This is a genomic window from Microbacterium sp. NPDC089320 (assembly GCF_040684875.1).
In the GTDB taxonomy this organism is placed as follows: domain Bacteria; phylum Actinomycetota; class Actinomycetes; order Actinomycetales; family Microbacteriaceae; genus Microbacterium.
Map to the genome: position 1 here is coordinate 273,137 of NZ_JBFBGY010000003.1, position 14,760 is coordinate 287,896.

Consider the following 14,760-nt stretch of genomic DNA (forward strand, 5'->3'; position numbering starts at 1 on the left):
ACCAGCCTATTCCTGTGAACAAGCTGAGCGCAAGAGAGATTCCCGACTCACCGCCGAGCCGACTCCCGCTCCAACAGGCTCGCCTTTACGTCGAGGCCCCAGGCGAAACCACCCAGCGTTCCATCCGAACGCAGCACGCGGTGGCACGGCACGAAGAGAGCGGGCGCATTGCGGGCGCAGATCGACGCGGCCGCTCGCACCGCACGGGGATTCCCGAGCCGAGCCGCGAAAGAGGTGTAGGTCAGCGGCTCCCCCGGCGTGATCGCCCGCAGCGCCGACCACCCGGTGAGCTGGAGCGCCGTGCCCGACTGCGTCACCGCGACCGTGTCGATCGCCGAGATGTCTCCCGAGTAGAACGCGAGAGCCGCCGCCGCCGCCTCGGTCTCGCCCTCGCGCACGCCCGCGGGGCGCCCCGACTCCGCGAGACGGGCGACGATCGCCGACTGATCGGCCGTCCACCCTGACGAGAGCACCCGCTGACGGTCGTCGGTGAGGATCGTGAACGGCCCGTCGGGCGTCTCGATGGTCTGGATGATGGCATTCATGAGGTGGTCTCCTTCACAAGAGCGGCGGTCTGTCTCGCGTTCGGCCGTCGAACCGGCCGAACCGGAGCCGCCCGCCAGAGATGGGCACTGAGGTAGCTGCGCCACGGGGCAGCGCGCTCGGCCCACGCGATCAGCGGCTGGGGATCCCCCGGCAGTCCCGACGCGGCAGCCCCGGCACGCAGAGCGACGTCGCCGGGGAGCAGCACATCGGGGTCCCCCAGCACTCGCATCCGGACGTAGTCGGCCGTCCAGGGGCCGATGCCCGGCATCGCGAGCAGCGCCGCGCGCTGCTCGACCCCGTCGTCGCCGACCGTGAGCCGCAGGGATCCGTCGGCGAGGGCGGAGGCCGCACCGACGATCGCGCGGATGCGGGCTCCGGGTCCGCGCAGGACGTCTGCCCCGTGTTCGGCTATCGCCGACATGGTCGGGAACAGGAGCCCCTGCTCCGTGCGCTCCCCCAGCGCTTCGGTCAGGGCGGTGAGAGCGGTGCGCGCGGCGACGACGGTGATCTGCTGACCGACCATCGCCCGGATCAGCATCTCGTGCGGATCCGCCGAACCTGGCACGCGGATGCCCGGAGTGCGCGCGACCAGCGGGGCGATCTCGGGGTGCGCGCTCAGCGCCTCGTCGACGGCGAGTGGGTCGGCGTCGAGGTCGAAGATCCGTCGCACGGTCGACACCAGCGGGGCGAGGTCACCGAGCTGAGCGACGCGCGCCCGAAGGTGCAGTCGCGCCGTCGGGTCCTGACGCACCTCGAACCACGCAGGCCCTCCCGCCATCCGCAGGTGCCGGGAGAAGGACGTGGCGGCGGCCTCCTCGACCCCTGATACGGCGCGCGCAGCCATCCACTGGAAGATCCCGGACGCGTCGAGCGGCCCGCGGTACGGGAGGACGAGGTCGATCGCACCGGGAGCGGCGGGTGTCACCGTCTTGCGCCGGGCCCGGAGCTCTCCGGGCGTCAGGCCGAACACCTCGCGGATCGTGTCGTTGCACTGGCGGATGCTCGCGAAGCCCGCCGAGAACGCGACCTCGGAGATCTGCATCTCGGTGCCGACGAGCAGCATCCGCGCCGTGTGAGCCCGGTGCGCCCGCGCGAGCGCGAGCGGCCCGGCGCCGAGCTCGGTGGAGAGCAACCGGGTGAGGTGCCGGGTCGAGTATCCGAGACGAACGGCGAGACCCGAGACGCCCTCGCGCTCGACCACGCCGGACGCGATGAGACGCATGGCCCGAGCGGCGACGTCGCTGCGCAGATCCCACGCGGGCGAACCGGGCGCAGCCTCCGGGAGGCAGCGCTTACAGGCGCGGAAGCCCGCCTCGTGGGCAGCGGCGCTGGTGGGGTAAAACGTGACGTTCTGCGGTTTGGGCGTGCGCGCGGGGCAGCTCGGTCGGCAGTAGATGCCCGTCGAGCGCACCGCGGTCACGAACTGCCCGTCGAAGCGCGTGTCACGCGCGCTGATCGCGCGGTATCGCTCGTCGAAGTCGGTCAGGGGGAAGCTCATGTCCCCACTCTGTCACGCACCGCGGACATCGGCTGGCGGAAATCGGACATCGCTGTGGAGCCTCATCCGTGCGCCGCTCGCACAGCACGAAGCCCCTCGCGCCGAGATCCGCGCGAGGGGCCTTCGTGCTGCGTCGGCCTCAGGGCCGACCGTTCTCAGTGGAAGAAGTGACGCTCTCCGGTGAAGAACATGGTGACGCCCGCCTTGCGTGCGGCGTCCACCACTTCCTCGTCGCGCACCGATCCGCCGGGCTGCACGATCGCGGTGACGCCCGCGTCGATGAGCACCTGCGCACCGTCGGCGAACGGGAAGAAGGCGTCCGAGGCCGCGACGGAACCGGCTGCACGATCACCGGCGCGCTCGACCGCGAGGCGGCACGAGTCGACGCGGTTGACCTGTCCCATGCCCACGCCGACCGTGGCGTTGTCCTTCGCGAGCACGATCGCGTTCGACTTGACGGCGCGGCAGGCCTTCCACGCGAAGATGAGGTTCTCCATCTCCTCGTCGCTCGGACGCTCACCCGAGACGAGCTCCCAGTTCTTCGCGACCGAGACGATGTCGTCGGGGAATCGGTCTGCGTCCTGCAGCAGCAGGCCACCCGAGACGAGCCGCACGTCCATGCGCTCCTGCTGCCAGTCCTCGGGCAGCTGCAGCAGACGCAGGTTCTTCTTCGCCTTGAAGACCTCGAGCGCGGCCGGCTCGAACGACGGCGCGACGATGACCTCGGTGAAGATGTCCTTCAGGTTCTCGGCCATCTTGAGGGTGACGGTGCCGTTCGCGGCGATCACTCCCCCGTATGCCGACACCGGGTCGCACTCGTGCGCGCGGATGTGAGCGCTCGCGATGGGGTCGAGGGCGTTGGGGGCCGTGGTGGCGATCCCGCACGGGTTCGCGTGCTTGATGATGGCGACGGCCGGCTTGACCATGTCGTACGCGGCGCGCAGCGCGGCATCCGCGTCGACGTAGTTGTTGTACGACATCTCCTTGCCCTGCAGCTGCGTCGCCTGCGCGATGCCGTGGCCACCGACCCGGGTGTAGATCGCGCCGCGCTGGTGCGAGTTCTCGCCGTAGCGCAGCGTCGCCAGCAGCTCAGCCTGGATCGTCAGGTGCGTCGGCAGGTCTTCGCCCTCGCCGAGCGTGCCCTCCGCGAACCACGAGGCCACCGCGGTGTCGTAGGCGGCCGTGTGGGCGAAGGCGCGGGCCGCGAGCTCGCGGCGCTGCGTCAGCGTAGTGCCGCCGTTCTCGATGGCGCTGATGATGGCCGGGTACGACTGCGGCGAGACGACGATCGCGACGTTCGCGTGGTTCTTGGCTGCGGCGCGCACCATGGCCGGGCCGCCGATGTCGATCTGCTCGACCACGTCGTCACCCTCGGCACCGGAGGCGACCGTCTCGACGAAGGGATACAGGTTCACCACGACGAGCTCGAACGGCTCGATGTCGAGATCCGCGAGCTGACGTTCGTGGTCCTCGAGGCGCAGGTCGGCGAGCAGACCGCCGTGGATCTTGGGGTGCAGGGTCTTCACGCGGCCGTCGAGCATCTCGGCGACGCCGGTGACGGCCGCGACATCGGTCACCTCGAAGCCTGCTTCGCGGATCGTGGAGGCCGTCGAGCCCGTCGAGACGATCTGCACGCCGGCGGCGGCGAGAGCGGCGGCGAGGTCGAGCAGACCCGACTTGTCACTCACCGAGACGAGTGCGCGGCGCACCGGGACGGTGTCGCGATCGCGGTACAGCGAGGGGTCGTGGCGGGGGCCGGCCATGATGGGCTCCTTCGTGCGAGAGTGGCGTGCGTGGATCGGTTCAGGATGCTGCGGTCAGCGAGAGCTCACCGGTCGCGATGCGGCGCACCACGTCGATGAGAAGTCGGCGTTCGACGGGCTTGATGCGCTCATGGAGGCTGTGCTCCGTGTCGCCGTCGAGGACCGGCACCCGCTCCTGCGCGAGGATCGGCCCGGTGTCGACCCCGTCGTCGACGACGATCACGCTCGCACCGGTCTCCGAGACGCCCGCGGCGAGCGCATCGCGCACTCCGTGCGCCCCGGGGAACTCGGGCAGGTATGCGGGATGCGTGTTGATCAGTCGCGGCGACAGGTCTGCGACGAGCGCGGCGGGGAGCAGACGCATGAGGCCGCTGAGAACGACGAGATCCGCGTTCCACACGGCGAGCTGACGACCGAGCTCCTCACCCCAGGCTTCCCGCGACTCGTGTTCGTGCCAGGGCACCGTGAAACTCGGGATGCCGAACTCCTCGGCGTGAGCGAGGCCGTCGGCTTCGCGGTCGGCGCCGACGACCACGACCCGCGCGGGGAAATCGGGGTGACGAGCAGCCTCGAGGAGGGCGCGAAGGTTCGAGCCGGTGCCCGAGATGAGAACGGCGACCGTGAGCACGGCCTCAGTCTACCGGGGCCGGCGGAGGGGCCTGAGCCGCGTGTCAGCCGACCGGACCCCGGGGGTCGCGCCGGGGAAGCCGGAATCCGCCCACGTCATCGAGCGGCGCGGTGTCGTTCTCGGATGCCGCCTCAGACCACCCGACCGGCGCGCCGGTCTGATCCGGTCGTCGATCCGACGCCGTGTCGGTCGCCGTCATCTCGGCGACCCATCGGTCGGTGCGCTCTTCCGCGAGCTCGTCCCGGTTGCGGGGCGACAGGAGCATGATCGCCGCGCCGAGCAGGACCTCACCGCCCAGTGCGAGGGCGAACGGCAGCGGCGAGGGGCCGGCCTCGGCGAGCCGCCCCGGACCCATCGACCCTCCGGCGAACAGCGCGGCGACGGCCGCAGTGGCGGCGGTGAGCACGCCGATGCCCACGGCGATCGTCGCACGAGGGGCGAGACCGAGAGGGGTGCCTTCCCACACGAGGCGCGAGCGCACCGCCCATCCGGCGAAAGCCCCGGCGCCGATCGGGAGGATGATCACGATGAGCATCCACATCGAGGTGCTCTCGGGAAGAAGGCCGAGCACCGGGATTCCGGGGACCACACCGAGCTGCGTGCCCGCCGGCGACACCGCCGTACCGACTCCGACCGCGAAACCGGGCCCGGCGAGCCAGGATGCCGCCCAGATGATGATCGTGGGCAGATACGCGAGGTGGCCGAGCGTGATCACCGCAGCGCCGAGCACATCGACCCGCGTCGCCTGGAACAGAGCCACCATCTCCCCGCCACGGGCCGCAGTGAGCACAGCCACGGCCACCGCCGAGACCGCGATGATCCCGACGACGGCGAAGGCCGCTCCACGCACGGCTGCACTCGGAACAGGGCCCCAGTCGCCCCGGGAGTCGACGACGTCGTGGACGCGATCGAGCAGGCCGCCGTCGCCGTCCTCCCAGACGATGCGCACGGCACCGCACACCGCGCCGACCAGATAGACGGCTGTCGGAAGCAGGATCGCCTCCACCATCGGGGTCTCGGCGGCGCCGAGACGCGCGGTCACCGCGACGCCGGTCGCGATCGCTGCGAACGTGAGCGCGCCGGCGAGCGAGCCGAGGAGCCACGCCCCGGCCCGTGCAGCCCGGGCTCCGGAGCGTGCGGCGAAGAGCAGGGTGAAGATCAGGAACGCGAGCGGGGTCACCGAAAGGGTGAAGGCGGCGGCCGACGGCGCGATGCCGGTCGTGCGGAGCACCTCGGTCGACACATCGATGCTCATCGGCACGCCGTGGCCGAACTGCCACAGGGTGCCGGTGAGCGGCCAGAGGGCTCCCCAGTCGGCCGTGACGCCGAAGGAGAGCGTCCAGAGGAGCGTGAGCGGCGCCAGCAGCACCACGAGACCGACCGCCGCGGCGATTGCGGCATCGAAGGCGGCGAGAAGCGCGACGAGGAGGCGTTGCATATCGAATCGAGACTACGACGAGAACCCTGTCGTCCCCTGGGGGCGCGCGCGACTCCGGCGACACGATATCGTCTCCTGCGGAGGTTTCCCGATGACAACTGCCCCATCCCCCACCCGCTCAGAGGCCCGACCCACGAACGCCCTCGACCGCTTCTTCGAGATCAGCAAGCGCGGATCCACGATCGGCACCGAGATCCGAGGGGGTCTGGTGACCTTCGTCACGATGGCCTACATCGTGATCCTCAACCCGATCATCTTGTCCGGCTCGGCCGACGTGGCCGGCAACACCCTCGAGTTCAGCGCCGTCGGCGCCGCGACCGCGCTGACCGCCGGCGTGATGACGATCCTGTTCGGCCTGATCACCCGCCTGCCCTTCGGCTTCGCCGCCGGCCTCGGCATCAATGCGTTCGTCGCGTTCTCCGTCGTCGGTCAGGTGACCTGGCCCGAAGCGATGGCGCTCGTGATGATCAACGGTCTCGTGATCGTGCTGCTCGCCGCCACCGGCCTTCGGAAGATGATCTTCGACGCCGTCCCGTTCCAGCTGAAGATCGCGATCACGGTCGGAATCGGCCTGTTCATCGCCTTCATCGGCTTCGTGAACTCCGGATTCGTCACCGCCACGGGCAGCGCATCCCCGCCGGTCGGTCTCGGAGTCGGGGGCTCGGTCGCAACCGTCCCCACCGTGCTCTTCATCGTCACGCTCATCCTCACCGGCATCCTGGTCGCCCGCAAGGTCAAGGGCGGGCTGCTCATCGGCCTCGTCTCGGGCACGGTCCTCGCGGTGATCGTCGAGGCCATCTGGCACCTCGGAGCAGCATCCGAAGACAACGCGGGCGGCTGGGGCCTCACGGTTCCGACCCTCACCGGCGCGCCGTTCAGCCTGCCCGATCTGAGCCTGGTCGGCGCCGTGGACTTCGGCTTCGACTTCAGCAAGGTCAGCCTGGTGGCGATCGTGATGATCGTGTTCACCCTCGTCTTCTCGAACTTCTTCGACGCGATGGGCACGATGACGGGACTCGCCAAGGAGGCGGATCTCGCGAACGAGAACGGCGACTTCCCCCGCATCAAGTCGGCGCTGGTCGTCGAGGGTGTCGGCGCGATCGTCGGCGGTGGCACCTCCTCGTCGTCGAGCACCGTGTTCATCGAGTCCGGCGCCGGGATCGGCGAGGGCGCGCGCACCGGTTTCGCGAACCTCATCACCGGCGGCATGTTCCTGCTGGCGATGTTCCTGACCCCGCTCACCTCGATCGTGCCCACCGAGATCGCCGCCGCGGCGCTGGTGATCGTCGGCGCCATGATGATGGCGCAGATCAAGTACATCGACCTCACCGAGTTCAGCATCCTGCTGCCGGTCTTCCTCACGGTCACCGTGATGCCCCTGACCTACTCGATCGCCAACGGCATCGGTGCGGGCTTCGTCAGCTGGGTGCTCGTGCAGGCGTTCTCGGGCAAGGCGAAGAAGATCAGCCCCCTGCTCTGGGTGGTCGCGATCGGCTTCGTCGTGTTCTTCGCCCGCGGTCCCATCGAGGCCGCGTTCGGCGTCGCCTGAGCGCACGCGACATGCGAGGGGCGGATGCTGCGGCATCCGCCCCTCTGCCGTGTGTGAACCCATGGCGCCGCTGGTGGCTCAGTGCTAGACCGGAAGCACTCGAGGAGAGCAGGCTCAGATGTCCGCGTCAGAAACCACCGCTCCTGTCCGATCCGTCACCGACGGCGGTCTGGAGACCGACCTGATCTTCCATCACGGCGTCGCCCTTCCGGACTTCGCCGCCTTCGTGCTGGTCGACGACGATGACGGCCGCCGACTGCTGCGGCAGTACTACCTCGGGTATGTCGAGATCGCCCGTGCGAACGATGCTCCGCTGCGGCTCGAGACGCCGACCTGGCGCGCCAGCGCCGACTGGGGTGCCAGGCTCGGGTACGACGCCGACGCGCTGCGCCGGGTCAACATCGACGCGGTCACGCTGCTGCAGCAGATCGCTGCCGAGTCCGGTCTTCCTGCGGTGCGGATCGTGGGGATGCTCGGCCCCCGAGGAGACGGCTATCGCCCGGGCGCGTGGGATCCTCAGACCGGGCCCGAAGACGCCTACCGCTATCACCGCGACCAGGTGCGCGCCCTCGCCGACGCAGGCGCAGATCTCATCGCGGCGTACACGCTCAACGACGCGGCGGAGGCGCGCGGAATCGTTCGTGCAGCGCGGGAGAACCGCGTGGAGGTCGAGATCGGGTTCACCGTCGAGACGGACGGCATGCTCGCGACGGGTCGTACTCTCGCCGAGACGATCTCCGAGGTCGATGAGGCCGACGCCCCGGACGGGTACTTCCTCAACTGCGCGCACCCGGATCACTTCGACCGGGCTGTGGATGCCGAGACGGCTCGGCGGATCGTCGGCATCCGTCCCAACGCCTCCCGCCAGTCGCACGCCGAGCTCGACGAGTCGGAGGTCCTCGACGACGGCGACCCCGCCGAGCTGGCCGACCGCGTGTGCGAGCTCGTCGAGCGCCTGCCTGCGGTGCGCGTCATCGGCGGATGCTGCGGAACGGATGCACGCCACGTGGCGGCGATGTGGGAGCGACTCGACAGCGACCCTGCGCGGGCATAGAAGAAGGCCCTGGGGTGGAGCCCAGGGCCTTCTCCTGCAGTCTAGCGCTTAGAGCGACTCGACGATCTCACGCATGAGCGCGGCGGTCTCGGACGGCGTCTTGCCGACCTTGACTCCGGCGGCCTCGAGGGCCTCCTTCTTCGCCTGAGCGGTGCCCGCGGAGCCCGAGACGATGGCACCGGCGTGGCCCATGGTCTTGCCCTCGGGAGCCGTGAAGCCCGCGACGTAGCCGACGACCGGCTTGGTGACGTGCGCCTTGATGTAGTCGGCCGCGCGCTCCTCGGCGTCGCCGCCGATCTCACCGATCATCACGATCGCCTTGGTCTCGGGGTCGGCCTCGAACGCGGCGAGCGCATCGATGTGCGTCGTGCCGATCACGGGGTCGCCGCCGATGCCGATGGCGGTCGAGAAGCCCAGGTCGCGCAGCTCGAACATCATCTGGTAGGTCAGGGTGCCCGACTTCGACACGAGGCCGATCGGTCCCTTGCCGGTGATGTTCGCCGGCGTGATGCCGACGAGCGCCTCACCGGGGGTGATGATGCCGGGGCAGTTCGGTCCGATGATGCGGGTCGTGTTGCCCTTGCTCTGGGCGTAGGCCCAGGCCTCGGCCGAGTCGCCGACGGGGACGCCCTCGGTGATGACGACGAGCAGCGGGATCTCGGCGTCGATGGCCTCGATCATCGCGTCCTTCGTGAACGCACCGGGGACGAAGGCGATCGACACGTCGGCGCCGGTCTCCTTCATGGCCTCGGCGACCGAGCCGAAGACGGGGAGCTCGACGGCGTTGCCGTCCTTGTCGGTGTGCGAGACCGTGGTGCCGGCCTTGCGCGCGTTCACACCGCCGACGACCTGGGTACCGGCCTTGAGCATGAGCGCCGTGTGCTTGGTGCCCTCGCCGCCGGTGATGCCCTGGACGATGACCTTGGAATCCTTGTTGAGGTAGATCGACATTTCTCTAGTCCTTGTGTCTCTCTGCGATCAGGCGTTGGCGAGTTCGGCGGCCTTGTCGGCGCCTTCGTCCATGGTGCTGGTGAGCGTGACGAGCGGGTGCGCGTACTCGGCGAGGATCGCACGACCCTCGTCGACGCGGTTGCCGTCGAGGCGCACGACCAGCGGCTTGGAGGCCGTGGAGCCCAGCGTCTCGAGGGCGCCCTTGATGCCGTTGGCGACGGCGTCGCACGCCGTGATGCCGCCGAAGACGTTCACGAACACGCTCTTGACCTGCGGGTCGCCCAGGATGACGTCGAGGCCGGCGGCCATGACCTCTGCCGATGCGCCACCGCCGATGTCGAGGAAGTTCGCGGGCTTGACGCCGTTGTGGTTCTCACCGGCGTAGGCGACCACGTCGAGCGTCGACATGACGAGTCCTGCGCCGTTGCCGATGATGCCGACCTCGCCGTCGAGCTTGACGTAGTTGAGACCGCTCTGCTTGGCCTTGGCCTCGAGCGGGTCGGCCGCGTCCTTGTCCTCGAGCGCCTCGTGCTCGGGGTGGCGGATCTCGGAGGCGTTGTCGTCGAGCGTGACCTTGCCGTCGAGCGCGATGATGTCGCCCTCTTCGGTGCGCACGAGCGGGTTGACCTCGACGAGGGTCGCGTCCTCGCCCTTGTAGACGTCGAACAGCTTGACGAAGACGTCGGAGACCTTCTCGACGAGGTCCTCGGGGAAGTTGGCGGCGCGAGCGATCTCGACGGCCTTCTGCTTGTCGATGCCGGTGAGCGGGTTGACCTCGACGCGCGCGAGCGCCTCTGGACGCTCGACGGCGAGCTCCTCGATCTCCATGCCGCCCTCGACCGAGCAGAGGCTCAGGTACGAGCGGTTGGCGCGGTCGAGCAGCACGGAGAAGTAGAACTCCTCGGCGATGCGGGCGCCCTGCGCGACCATGACGCGCTTGACGACGTGGCCCTTGATGTCGAGACCGAGGATGGCCTTGGCCGCCTCGTATGCCTCGTCGGGGGTCTTGGCGACCTTGACGCCGCCGGCCTTGCCGCGACCACCGGTCTTGACCTGGGCCTTGACGACGACGACGCCGCCGATCTTCTCAGCGGCTGCCTTCACCTCCTCAGGAGTGTCGGCGACGATGCCGGCGAGGACCGGCACTCCGTACTTCTCGAAAACGTCTCGTGCCTGGTACTCGTACAGATCCACTGTGCTTCCTTCACTGGGCTGCGGCCTGGAATTCTCTCGATGTCGAGACATCGATCAATCCCCCAGCCTACTACCGCCGCCTGAAAGCCCACGCCCGGAGTGCGCCGGGCGACGACCCGACACCGTCCGGTAGCATTCTTGTGCGTTGAATCAGGGGGAGACGATGACGGACACGTTCGACTGGTCGGATCCGATGGCGACACGGGCCCGCATCGAGCAGCAGGTGAGGGACGCGGAGCGCCGCGCGGCGCAGGCCGAGCAGGTGCGCGACGACATCGCTGCCGTGCGCGAGCGGGCGACATCGCCGAGTCGCGATGTGGCGGTCACCGTCGATTCCTCCGGCCGCCTCGCCGCAGTCGCACTGACGGATGCCGCATTCGACCGCTCCCCCGCCGCCCTGGGCGAACTGATCGTCGCGCTCGCCGGTGATGCGCAGCGCGCGGCCGGTGCGCGGGCCGTCGAGATCGCCGCCGAGGCGTTCGGTGCCGAGGACGCGGCCGTCGAGCACCTGCGCGAGGAGATCGCGCAGCTCCCCGACCCCAGTCAGGACGGCCAGGCTCGGATCGAGTACCGCTGATGGCGGAGCTCATCGCCGTCGACACCGAGACGGTTCGCATGCATGCGCAGCGCGTGGGCCAGGTGGCGTCCGATGTGAGGCTCGCCGAGAACGCCGCCGGGTCGATGAACGTCGGCGGCGGGGCGTTCGGCGTGATGTGCGCGTTCCTCGTGCCGCCCGCGCAGATCGTCTCGTCGATCGCCACGAGCACGATCTCCGCCGCGGCGACCATGCTCGAGCAGTCCGAAGAGCAGCTCAAGGGCCTCGCCGATGACTTCGACGAGGGCGAGCAGCGGCATCTCGACACGATCAACGGCCTGATGGCATCGGTCGAGGGCGGCGTCCGGTGACTCCGCCGAACCCGCTGGTGGCGGGCCCGATCGATCCGACCACGCCGTTCAGCGGCGCCGGACTGCTCGAAGACGGCTATGAGCTCGTCAACGCCATCGAGAGCGGTGACTGGGTGGCCGGGGGGCTCGCATCGTTCTCCGCGCTCGCGAACACCGTCGCGACGGCGATGGATCCGCTCGGATCGCTGATCGCGGCGGGGCTCGGCTGGCTCATGGATCATCTCGAGCCGCTCAAGGGCTGGCTCAACGACCTGACCGGCGACGCCGGGGAGGTCGCCGGATTCGCCGCGACCTGGGGCAACATCGCCCAGCATCTGCAGCAGGCCGGCCAGACGCTCGATGCGCGGCTCGCCGACGTCAGTTCGATGTCCGGCGAGGCGATCGAGGCGTATCTCCGGCTTCAGGCCGACGTCGCGGCCCACATCTCGGCCGCGGCCTCGTGGGCGGGCGGCATGAAGACGGGCATGGAAGCGGCATCCATGCTCGTGCAGGTCGTCCACGAGCTCGTGCGCGACACGCTCTCGCAGCTCGTGGGCTCGCTGATCTCGTATGCGAGCACGCTCGTCGTCTCGCTCGGCACGGCCACCCCGTATGTCATCGCCCAGGCGACGAGCCGCGTCTCGGCGATGACCGCTCGCATCTCCGGCACGGTGCTCAAGCTCGTCGACGCCGTCACGGCCCTCGCCAAGCACCTCGACGAACTCAAGGCGCTCTTCCAGCGTCTCGGAGACCTCTTCTCGCGAGGCCCCGGCGGGAACGCGCCGTCGAGTCCGGGAACACCGCACGCCCCCGGCACGACGCCTCACGGTCCGGACGGCACGACTCCGGACGGTACTGCGCCCGACGGGCCCTCGTCGCCCGGCCCCAGCGTGCGCGACCAGAGCACGCTCACCGACGCGCAGCTCCACACGTACCTCGAGGCCAACTATCCGGAGTACGCCGACGACTTCGCGAACAACGGCACGCTCCCGCCCGACGTCCAGATCCCGAAGGGGCCGGAAGTCCTCCAGCCCGACGGGAACATCGACTGGGACCAGGTCCCGCGCGGCGGGTACGTCCTCGACACGAACGGCGATCCGATCAAGACTCCCCACACGCCGCAGCCCGGGGACGTGCTCGACCGTTATGGTCCTCCCGATGGCCGGTACACGTCACCCATTCCAGAGGCCGGGCCTTACACCTATGACCAACGTTCCCTCCCCTACGTCGAGAACCCCGCGCACTACCACCGCTACGAAGTGATCGGCGACATGTCCGACCTCCGCGGCGCGTATGACAGCGCCCCTCAGCACGTCAAGGACGAGCTCCTCGCCGGCGGGCTCAAGCCCGAGTACCTCGGCTCGCAGGGGTACCAGGGAGATATCGCGCGCGGGTTCGGATCGACCGGAGGCGGCGTGCAGGTGCAGCTTCCGCTGACCGCCGAGCAGCTGATCGCGCTCGGCCTGCTCAAGGAGATCCCATGACCGACCTGACCGCCGACGACGTACAGCGCATCATCCGAGACGAGCAGCTCACAGCGACCGCGAACTGGTTCGGCCGAACCGGTCGCCCCCAGTCCGCTGCGTGGATCGACCGCGACGGCGACGGCTGGATCGTGTGGGAGACCGACGAGCGCGGCGAGACGTTCCACGACCCGCTCCACTTCAGCTCGGAGGCGGAGGCACTGGATCTCTTCCTCAAGATCGCGCGCCGGCACAGGGCGGGGAACTCCCAGGCAGTGCGACGGATCGGAGACTCCGCATGACCGAGCTGTGGATCGGCCCCGACGGCCGCGCCCTCACTCGTGAGCCGGTGCCCGCAGGCGCCGAGGTGTGGGACATGTACGGGCCGGTGAACACCCGGTACGTGTACCTCGTCGAGAACGGGCAGCCCGCCCCGTATGCCGAGCGCTCCCTTCCCTGGGTCGAGAACCCGTCGGCCTATCACCAGTTCGCCGTCATCGGCGACTGCGCCCACGTTCGCGCCGCCTACGAGCGCTCCGACGATTCCGCGCTTCGCCGCGACCTCGAGGATCTCGTGGAGATCGGCTACTACCGCTGGGACGAGCCCATCTACAGCGGCAGGGTGGCTCCGGCTTTCGGCGAGCCCGGCGGGGCCACGCAGCTCGTGCTGCCTCTGCCGTTGACGTTCTATCTGCGACTCGGCCTCATCCGCGAGCTGAGCGTCCCGGGAGGACCCTCATGAACCGTGACACCGTGATCGCCGACCTGCGCGCGCGCGGCCTTGCCGGGTACTCGCTGTTCGAGGACCCGCGCGGCAAGCCGAACGTCATCGTCCTGGCCTTCGGCAGGGACGGGTTCCAGACCTGGATCCACGATGAACGCGCCCAGCCCATCGCGGGTTCGCTCCGCACCTTCGCGGAGGAGTCCGATGCGCTCTCCGATTTCACTCGCCGAGTGGAGATCTGGAACCGCATCAGCGGGGTCCGCTCGCCGGCGTGACCGCATCCTGCGCCGGTCCCGGAGACGACGGTGGCCGACGCCGTCGACGGGTCTAGGCTCGTCCCATGCACGAATCCGCAGAACTGCGCACCGGCGTCGTGGCCGCTGCACTCGAGCTCTTCGCGTCACAGGGCTTCGACCAGACCTCCGTCGAGCAGATCGCGAAGGCCGCAGGCGTCTCGCGCTCGACGTTCTTCCGCCAGTTCGGCGGCAAGGAGGACGTCGTCTTCGCCGACCACGAAGTGCTGCTCGAGCAACTGCGGACCTTCCTCGCCGAGGGACACGACGACCCGTGGGGTGCGGTGTGCGCGGCATCCGAGTCGGTCTTCGCGCACTTCGCGCACGATCCCGAGCTCGCGCGTCGCCGCTATCAGATCGTGCGCCAGGTGCCGGTGCTCCGTGAGCGCGAGATCATCACCGTGTTCCGCTACGAGCGGCTGTTCGACGACTATCTGCGCAGCTCCCTCCCCGGCGTCGATCCCCTGGACGCCGTCGGGTTCTCCGCTCTCGTGACAGCCGTGCACAACCACGTGCTGCGCCAGCTGCTGCGCGGCAAGAAGAAGGTGCCGCTGTCGACTCTGCAGACTGCGCTCGCCGACGTGCGACGCCGCTACGGGGTGCCCTCGGAGGCGGCGACCGAGGCTCCGGATGACGTGGTGGTGGCCGTCTTCCCGCGTTCGATGCCGATGGCCGAGGTCACCCGGCGCCTGCGCACGCAGCTCGACTGAGCACCGAGCCCTTCGCCCAGGTCGTGAAACCGAGTTTCACGGAGTACGATACCTGGTGTCACGA

General features: G+C 69.4%; 16 protein-coding genes. 9 read left to right on the forward strand and 7 right to left on the reverse strand.

Annotated features, from left to right (window positions below; genetic code table 11):
• Positions 1 to 47: 47 nt before the first annotated feature.
• The 5 genes from AB0N61_RS09830 to AB0N61_RS09850 form a co-directional block, all read right to left on the reverse strand.
• Entirely contained in the window at positions 48 to 545 is a 498-nt protein-coding gene (locus tag AB0N61_RS09830) for a methylated-DNA--[protein]-cysteine S-methyltransferase (RefSeq protein ID WP_363363568.1), read from the reverse strand.
• Positions 542 to 2,044, reverse strand: a complete 1,503-nt coding sequence (locus tag AB0N61_RS09835) for an AlkA N-terminal domain-containing protein (RefSeq protein WP_363363570.1) — start codon at positions 2,042 to 2,044, stop codon at positions 542 to 544. Before AB0N61_RS09835 ends, AB0N61_RS09830 begins: the two co-directional genes overlap by 4 nt.
• A 155-nt stretch (positions 2,045 to 2,199) precedes the next feature.
• A complete protein-coding gene (gene purH, locus AB0N61_RS09840; RefSeq protein WP_167946227.1) occupies positions 2,200 to 3,807 on the reverse strand; it encodes a bifunctional phosphoribosylaminoimidazolecarboxamide formyltransferase/IMP cyclohydrolase in 1,608 nt (535 codons plus the stop codon).
• Positions 3,808 to 3,847: 40 nt separating this feature from the next.
• Positions 3,848 to 4,435 carry a phosphoribosylglycinamide formyltransferase gene (gene purN, locus AB0N61_RS09845; RefSeq protein ID WP_167946225.1) on the reverse strand — a complete coding sequence of 196 codons (588 nt, stop codon included), beginning with the start codon at positions 4,433 to 4,435 and terminating at the stop codon, positions 3,848 to 3,850.
• 43 nt (positions 4,436 to 4,478) lie between these two features.
• Positions 4,479 to 5,873 (reverse strand): DUF6350 family protein, encoded by a 1,395-nt coding sequence (locus AB0N61_RS09850; protein ID WP_363363573.1) that lies wholly within the window; start codon positions 5,871 to 5,873, stop codon positions 4,479 to 4,481.
• A gap of 91 nt (positions 5,874 to 5,964) precedes the next feature.
• On the opposite strand from AB0N61_RS09850, the gene AB0N61_RS09855 reads away from it, so the two are divergent.
• Positions 5,965 to 7,422, forward strand: coding sequence for an NCS2 family permease (locus tag AB0N61_RS09855; protein WP_363363576.1), 1,458 nt, complete (start codon positions 5,965 to 5,967; stop codon positions 7,420 to 7,422).
• A gap of 118 nt (positions 7,423 to 7,540) precedes the next feature.
• Positions 7,541 to 8,476 (forward strand): homocysteine S-methyltransferase family protein, encoded by a 936-nt coding sequence (locus AB0N61_RS09860; protein ID WP_363363579.1) that lies wholly within the window; start codon positions 7,541 to 7,543, stop codon positions 8,474 to 8,476.
• Between the two features lie 48 nt (positions 8,477 to 8,524).
• On the opposite strand, the gene sucD is transcribed toward AB0N61_RS09860, so the two are convergent.
• A complete protein-coding gene (sucD, locus tag AB0N61_RS09865; RefSeq protein WP_363363582.1) occupies positions 8,525 to 9,427 on the reverse strand; it encodes a succinate--CoA ligase subunit alpha in 903 nt (300 codons plus the stop codon).
• 27 nt (positions 9,428 to 9,454) lie between these two features.
• On the reverse strand, positions 9,455 to 10,621 hold the full coding sequence (sucC, locus tag AB0N61_RS09870) for an ADP-forming succinate--CoA ligase subunit beta (protein ID WP_363363585.1): 1,167 nt from the start codon (positions 10,619 to 10,621) through the stop codon (positions 9,455 to 9,457).
• 163 nt (positions 10,622 to 10,784) lie between these two features.
• On the opposite strand from sucC, the gene AB0N61_RS09875 reads away from it, so the two are divergent.
• From AB0N61_RS09875 to AB0N61_RS09905, 7 genes are all read left to right on the forward strand, one after another.
• Positions 10,785 to 11,198 (forward strand): YbaB/EbfC family nucleoid-associated protein, encoded by a 414-nt coding sequence (locus AB0N61_RS09875; protein ID WP_363363588.1) that lies wholly within the window; start codon positions 10,785 to 10,787, stop codon positions 11,196 to 11,198.
• Complete coding sequence (locus tag AB0N61_RS09880; protein ID WP_167946213.1) at positions 11,198 to 11,527, forward strand: type VII secretion target; 330 nt, start codon at positions 11,198 to 11,200, stop codon at positions 11,525 to 11,527. Before AB0N61_RS09875 ends, AB0N61_RS09880 begins: the two co-directional genes overlap by 1 nt.
• Positions 11,524 to 12,990, forward strand: a complete 1,467-nt coding sequence (locus tag AB0N61_RS09885) for a glycohydrolase toxin TNT-related protein (protein ID WP_363363592.1) — start codon at positions 11,524 to 11,526, stop codon at positions 12,988 to 12,990. The genes AB0N61_RS09880 and AB0N61_RS09885 overlap by 4 nt, the downstream gene beginning before the upstream one ends.
• Complete coding sequence (locus tag AB0N61_RS09890; protein WP_363363595.1) at positions 12,987 to 13,271, forward strand: hypothetical protein; 285 nt, start codon at positions 12,987 to 12,989, stop codon at positions 13,269 to 13,271. The genes AB0N61_RS09885 and AB0N61_RS09890 overlap by 4 nt, the downstream gene beginning before the upstream one ends.
• Positions 13,268 to 13,711, forward strand: a complete 444-nt coding sequence (locus tag AB0N61_RS09895) for a hypothetical protein (RefSeq protein WP_363363598.1) — start codon at positions 13,268 to 13,270, stop codon at positions 13,709 to 13,711. The genes AB0N61_RS09890 and AB0N61_RS09895 overlap by 4 nt, the downstream gene beginning before the upstream one ends.
• Positions 13,708 to 13,968 (forward strand): hypothetical protein, encoded by a 261-nt coding sequence (locus AB0N61_RS09900; protein ID WP_363363601.1) that lies wholly within the window; start codon positions 13,708 to 13,710, stop codon positions 13,966 to 13,968. The genes AB0N61_RS09895 and AB0N61_RS09900 overlap by 4 nt, the downstream gene beginning before the upstream one ends.
• 65 nt (positions 13,969 to 14,033) lie before the next feature.
• Positions 14,034 to 14,696 carry a TetR/AcrR family transcriptional regulator gene (locus AB0N61_RS09905; protein WP_167946196.1) on the forward strand — a complete coding sequence of 221 codons (663 nt, stop codon included), beginning with the start codon at positions 14,034 to 14,036 and terminating at the stop codon, positions 14,694 to 14,696.
• Positions 14,697 to 14,760 lie beyond the last annotated feature (64 nt).

What these genes read in the sequence shown, in the direction of transcription:
- AB0N61_RS09830 (WP_363363568.1), bottom strand. Translation starts at nt 545, where the DNA reads ATGAATGCCATCATCCAGACCATCGAGACGCCCGACGGGCCGTTCACG.
- AB0N61_RS09835 (WP_363363570.1), bottom strand. Translation starts at nt 2,044, where the DNA reads ATGAGCTTCCCCCTGACCGACTTCGACGAGCGATACCGCGCGATCAGC.
- purH (WP_167946227.1), bottom strand. Translation starts at nt 3,807, where the DNA reads ATGGCCGGCCCCCGCCACGACCCCTCGCTGTACCGCGATCGCGACACC.
- AB0N61_RS09850 (WP_363363573.1), bottom strand. Translation starts at nt 5,873, where the DNA reads ATGCAACGCCTCCTCGTCGCGCTTCTCGCCGCCTTCGATGCCGCAATC.
- AB0N61_RS09855 (WP_363363576.1), top strand. Translation starts at nt 5,965, where the DNA reads ATGACAACTGCCCCATCCCCCACCCGCTCAGAGGCCCGACCCACGAAC.
- AB0N61_RS09860 (WP_363363579.1), top strand. Translation starts at nt 7,541, where the DNA reads ATGTCCGCGTCAGAAACCACCGCTCCTGTCCGATCCGTCACCGACGGC.
- sucD (WP_363363582.1), bottom strand. Translation starts at nt 9,427, where the DNA reads ATGTCGATCTACCTCAACAAGGATTCCAAGGTCATCGTCCAGGGCATC.
- AB0N61_RS09875 (WP_363363588.1), top strand. Translation starts at nt 10,785, where the DNA reads ATGACGGACACGTTCGACTGGTCGGATCCGATGGCGACACGGGCCCGC.
- AB0N61_RS09880 (WP_167946213.1), top strand. Translation starts at nt 11,198, where the DNA reads ATGGCGGAGCTCATCGCCGTCGACACCGAGACGGTTCGCATGCATGCG.
- AB0N61_RS09890 (WP_363363595.1), top strand. Translation starts at nt 12,987, where the DNA reads ATGACCGACCTGACCGCCGACGACGTACAGCGCATCATCCGAGACGAG.
- AB0N61_RS09895 (WP_363363598.1), top strand. Translation starts at nt 13,268, where the DNA reads ATGACCGAGCTGTGGATCGGCCCCGACGGCCGCGCCCTCACTCGTGAG.
- AB0N61_RS09900 (WP_363363601.1), top strand. Translation starts at nt 13,708, where the DNA reads ATGAACCGTGACACCGTGATCGCCGACCTGCGCGCGCGCGGCCTTGCC.
- AB0N61_RS09905 (WP_167946196.1), top strand. Translation starts at nt 14,034, where the DNA reads ATGCACGAATCCGCAGAACTGCGCACCGGCGTCGTGGCCGCTGCACTC.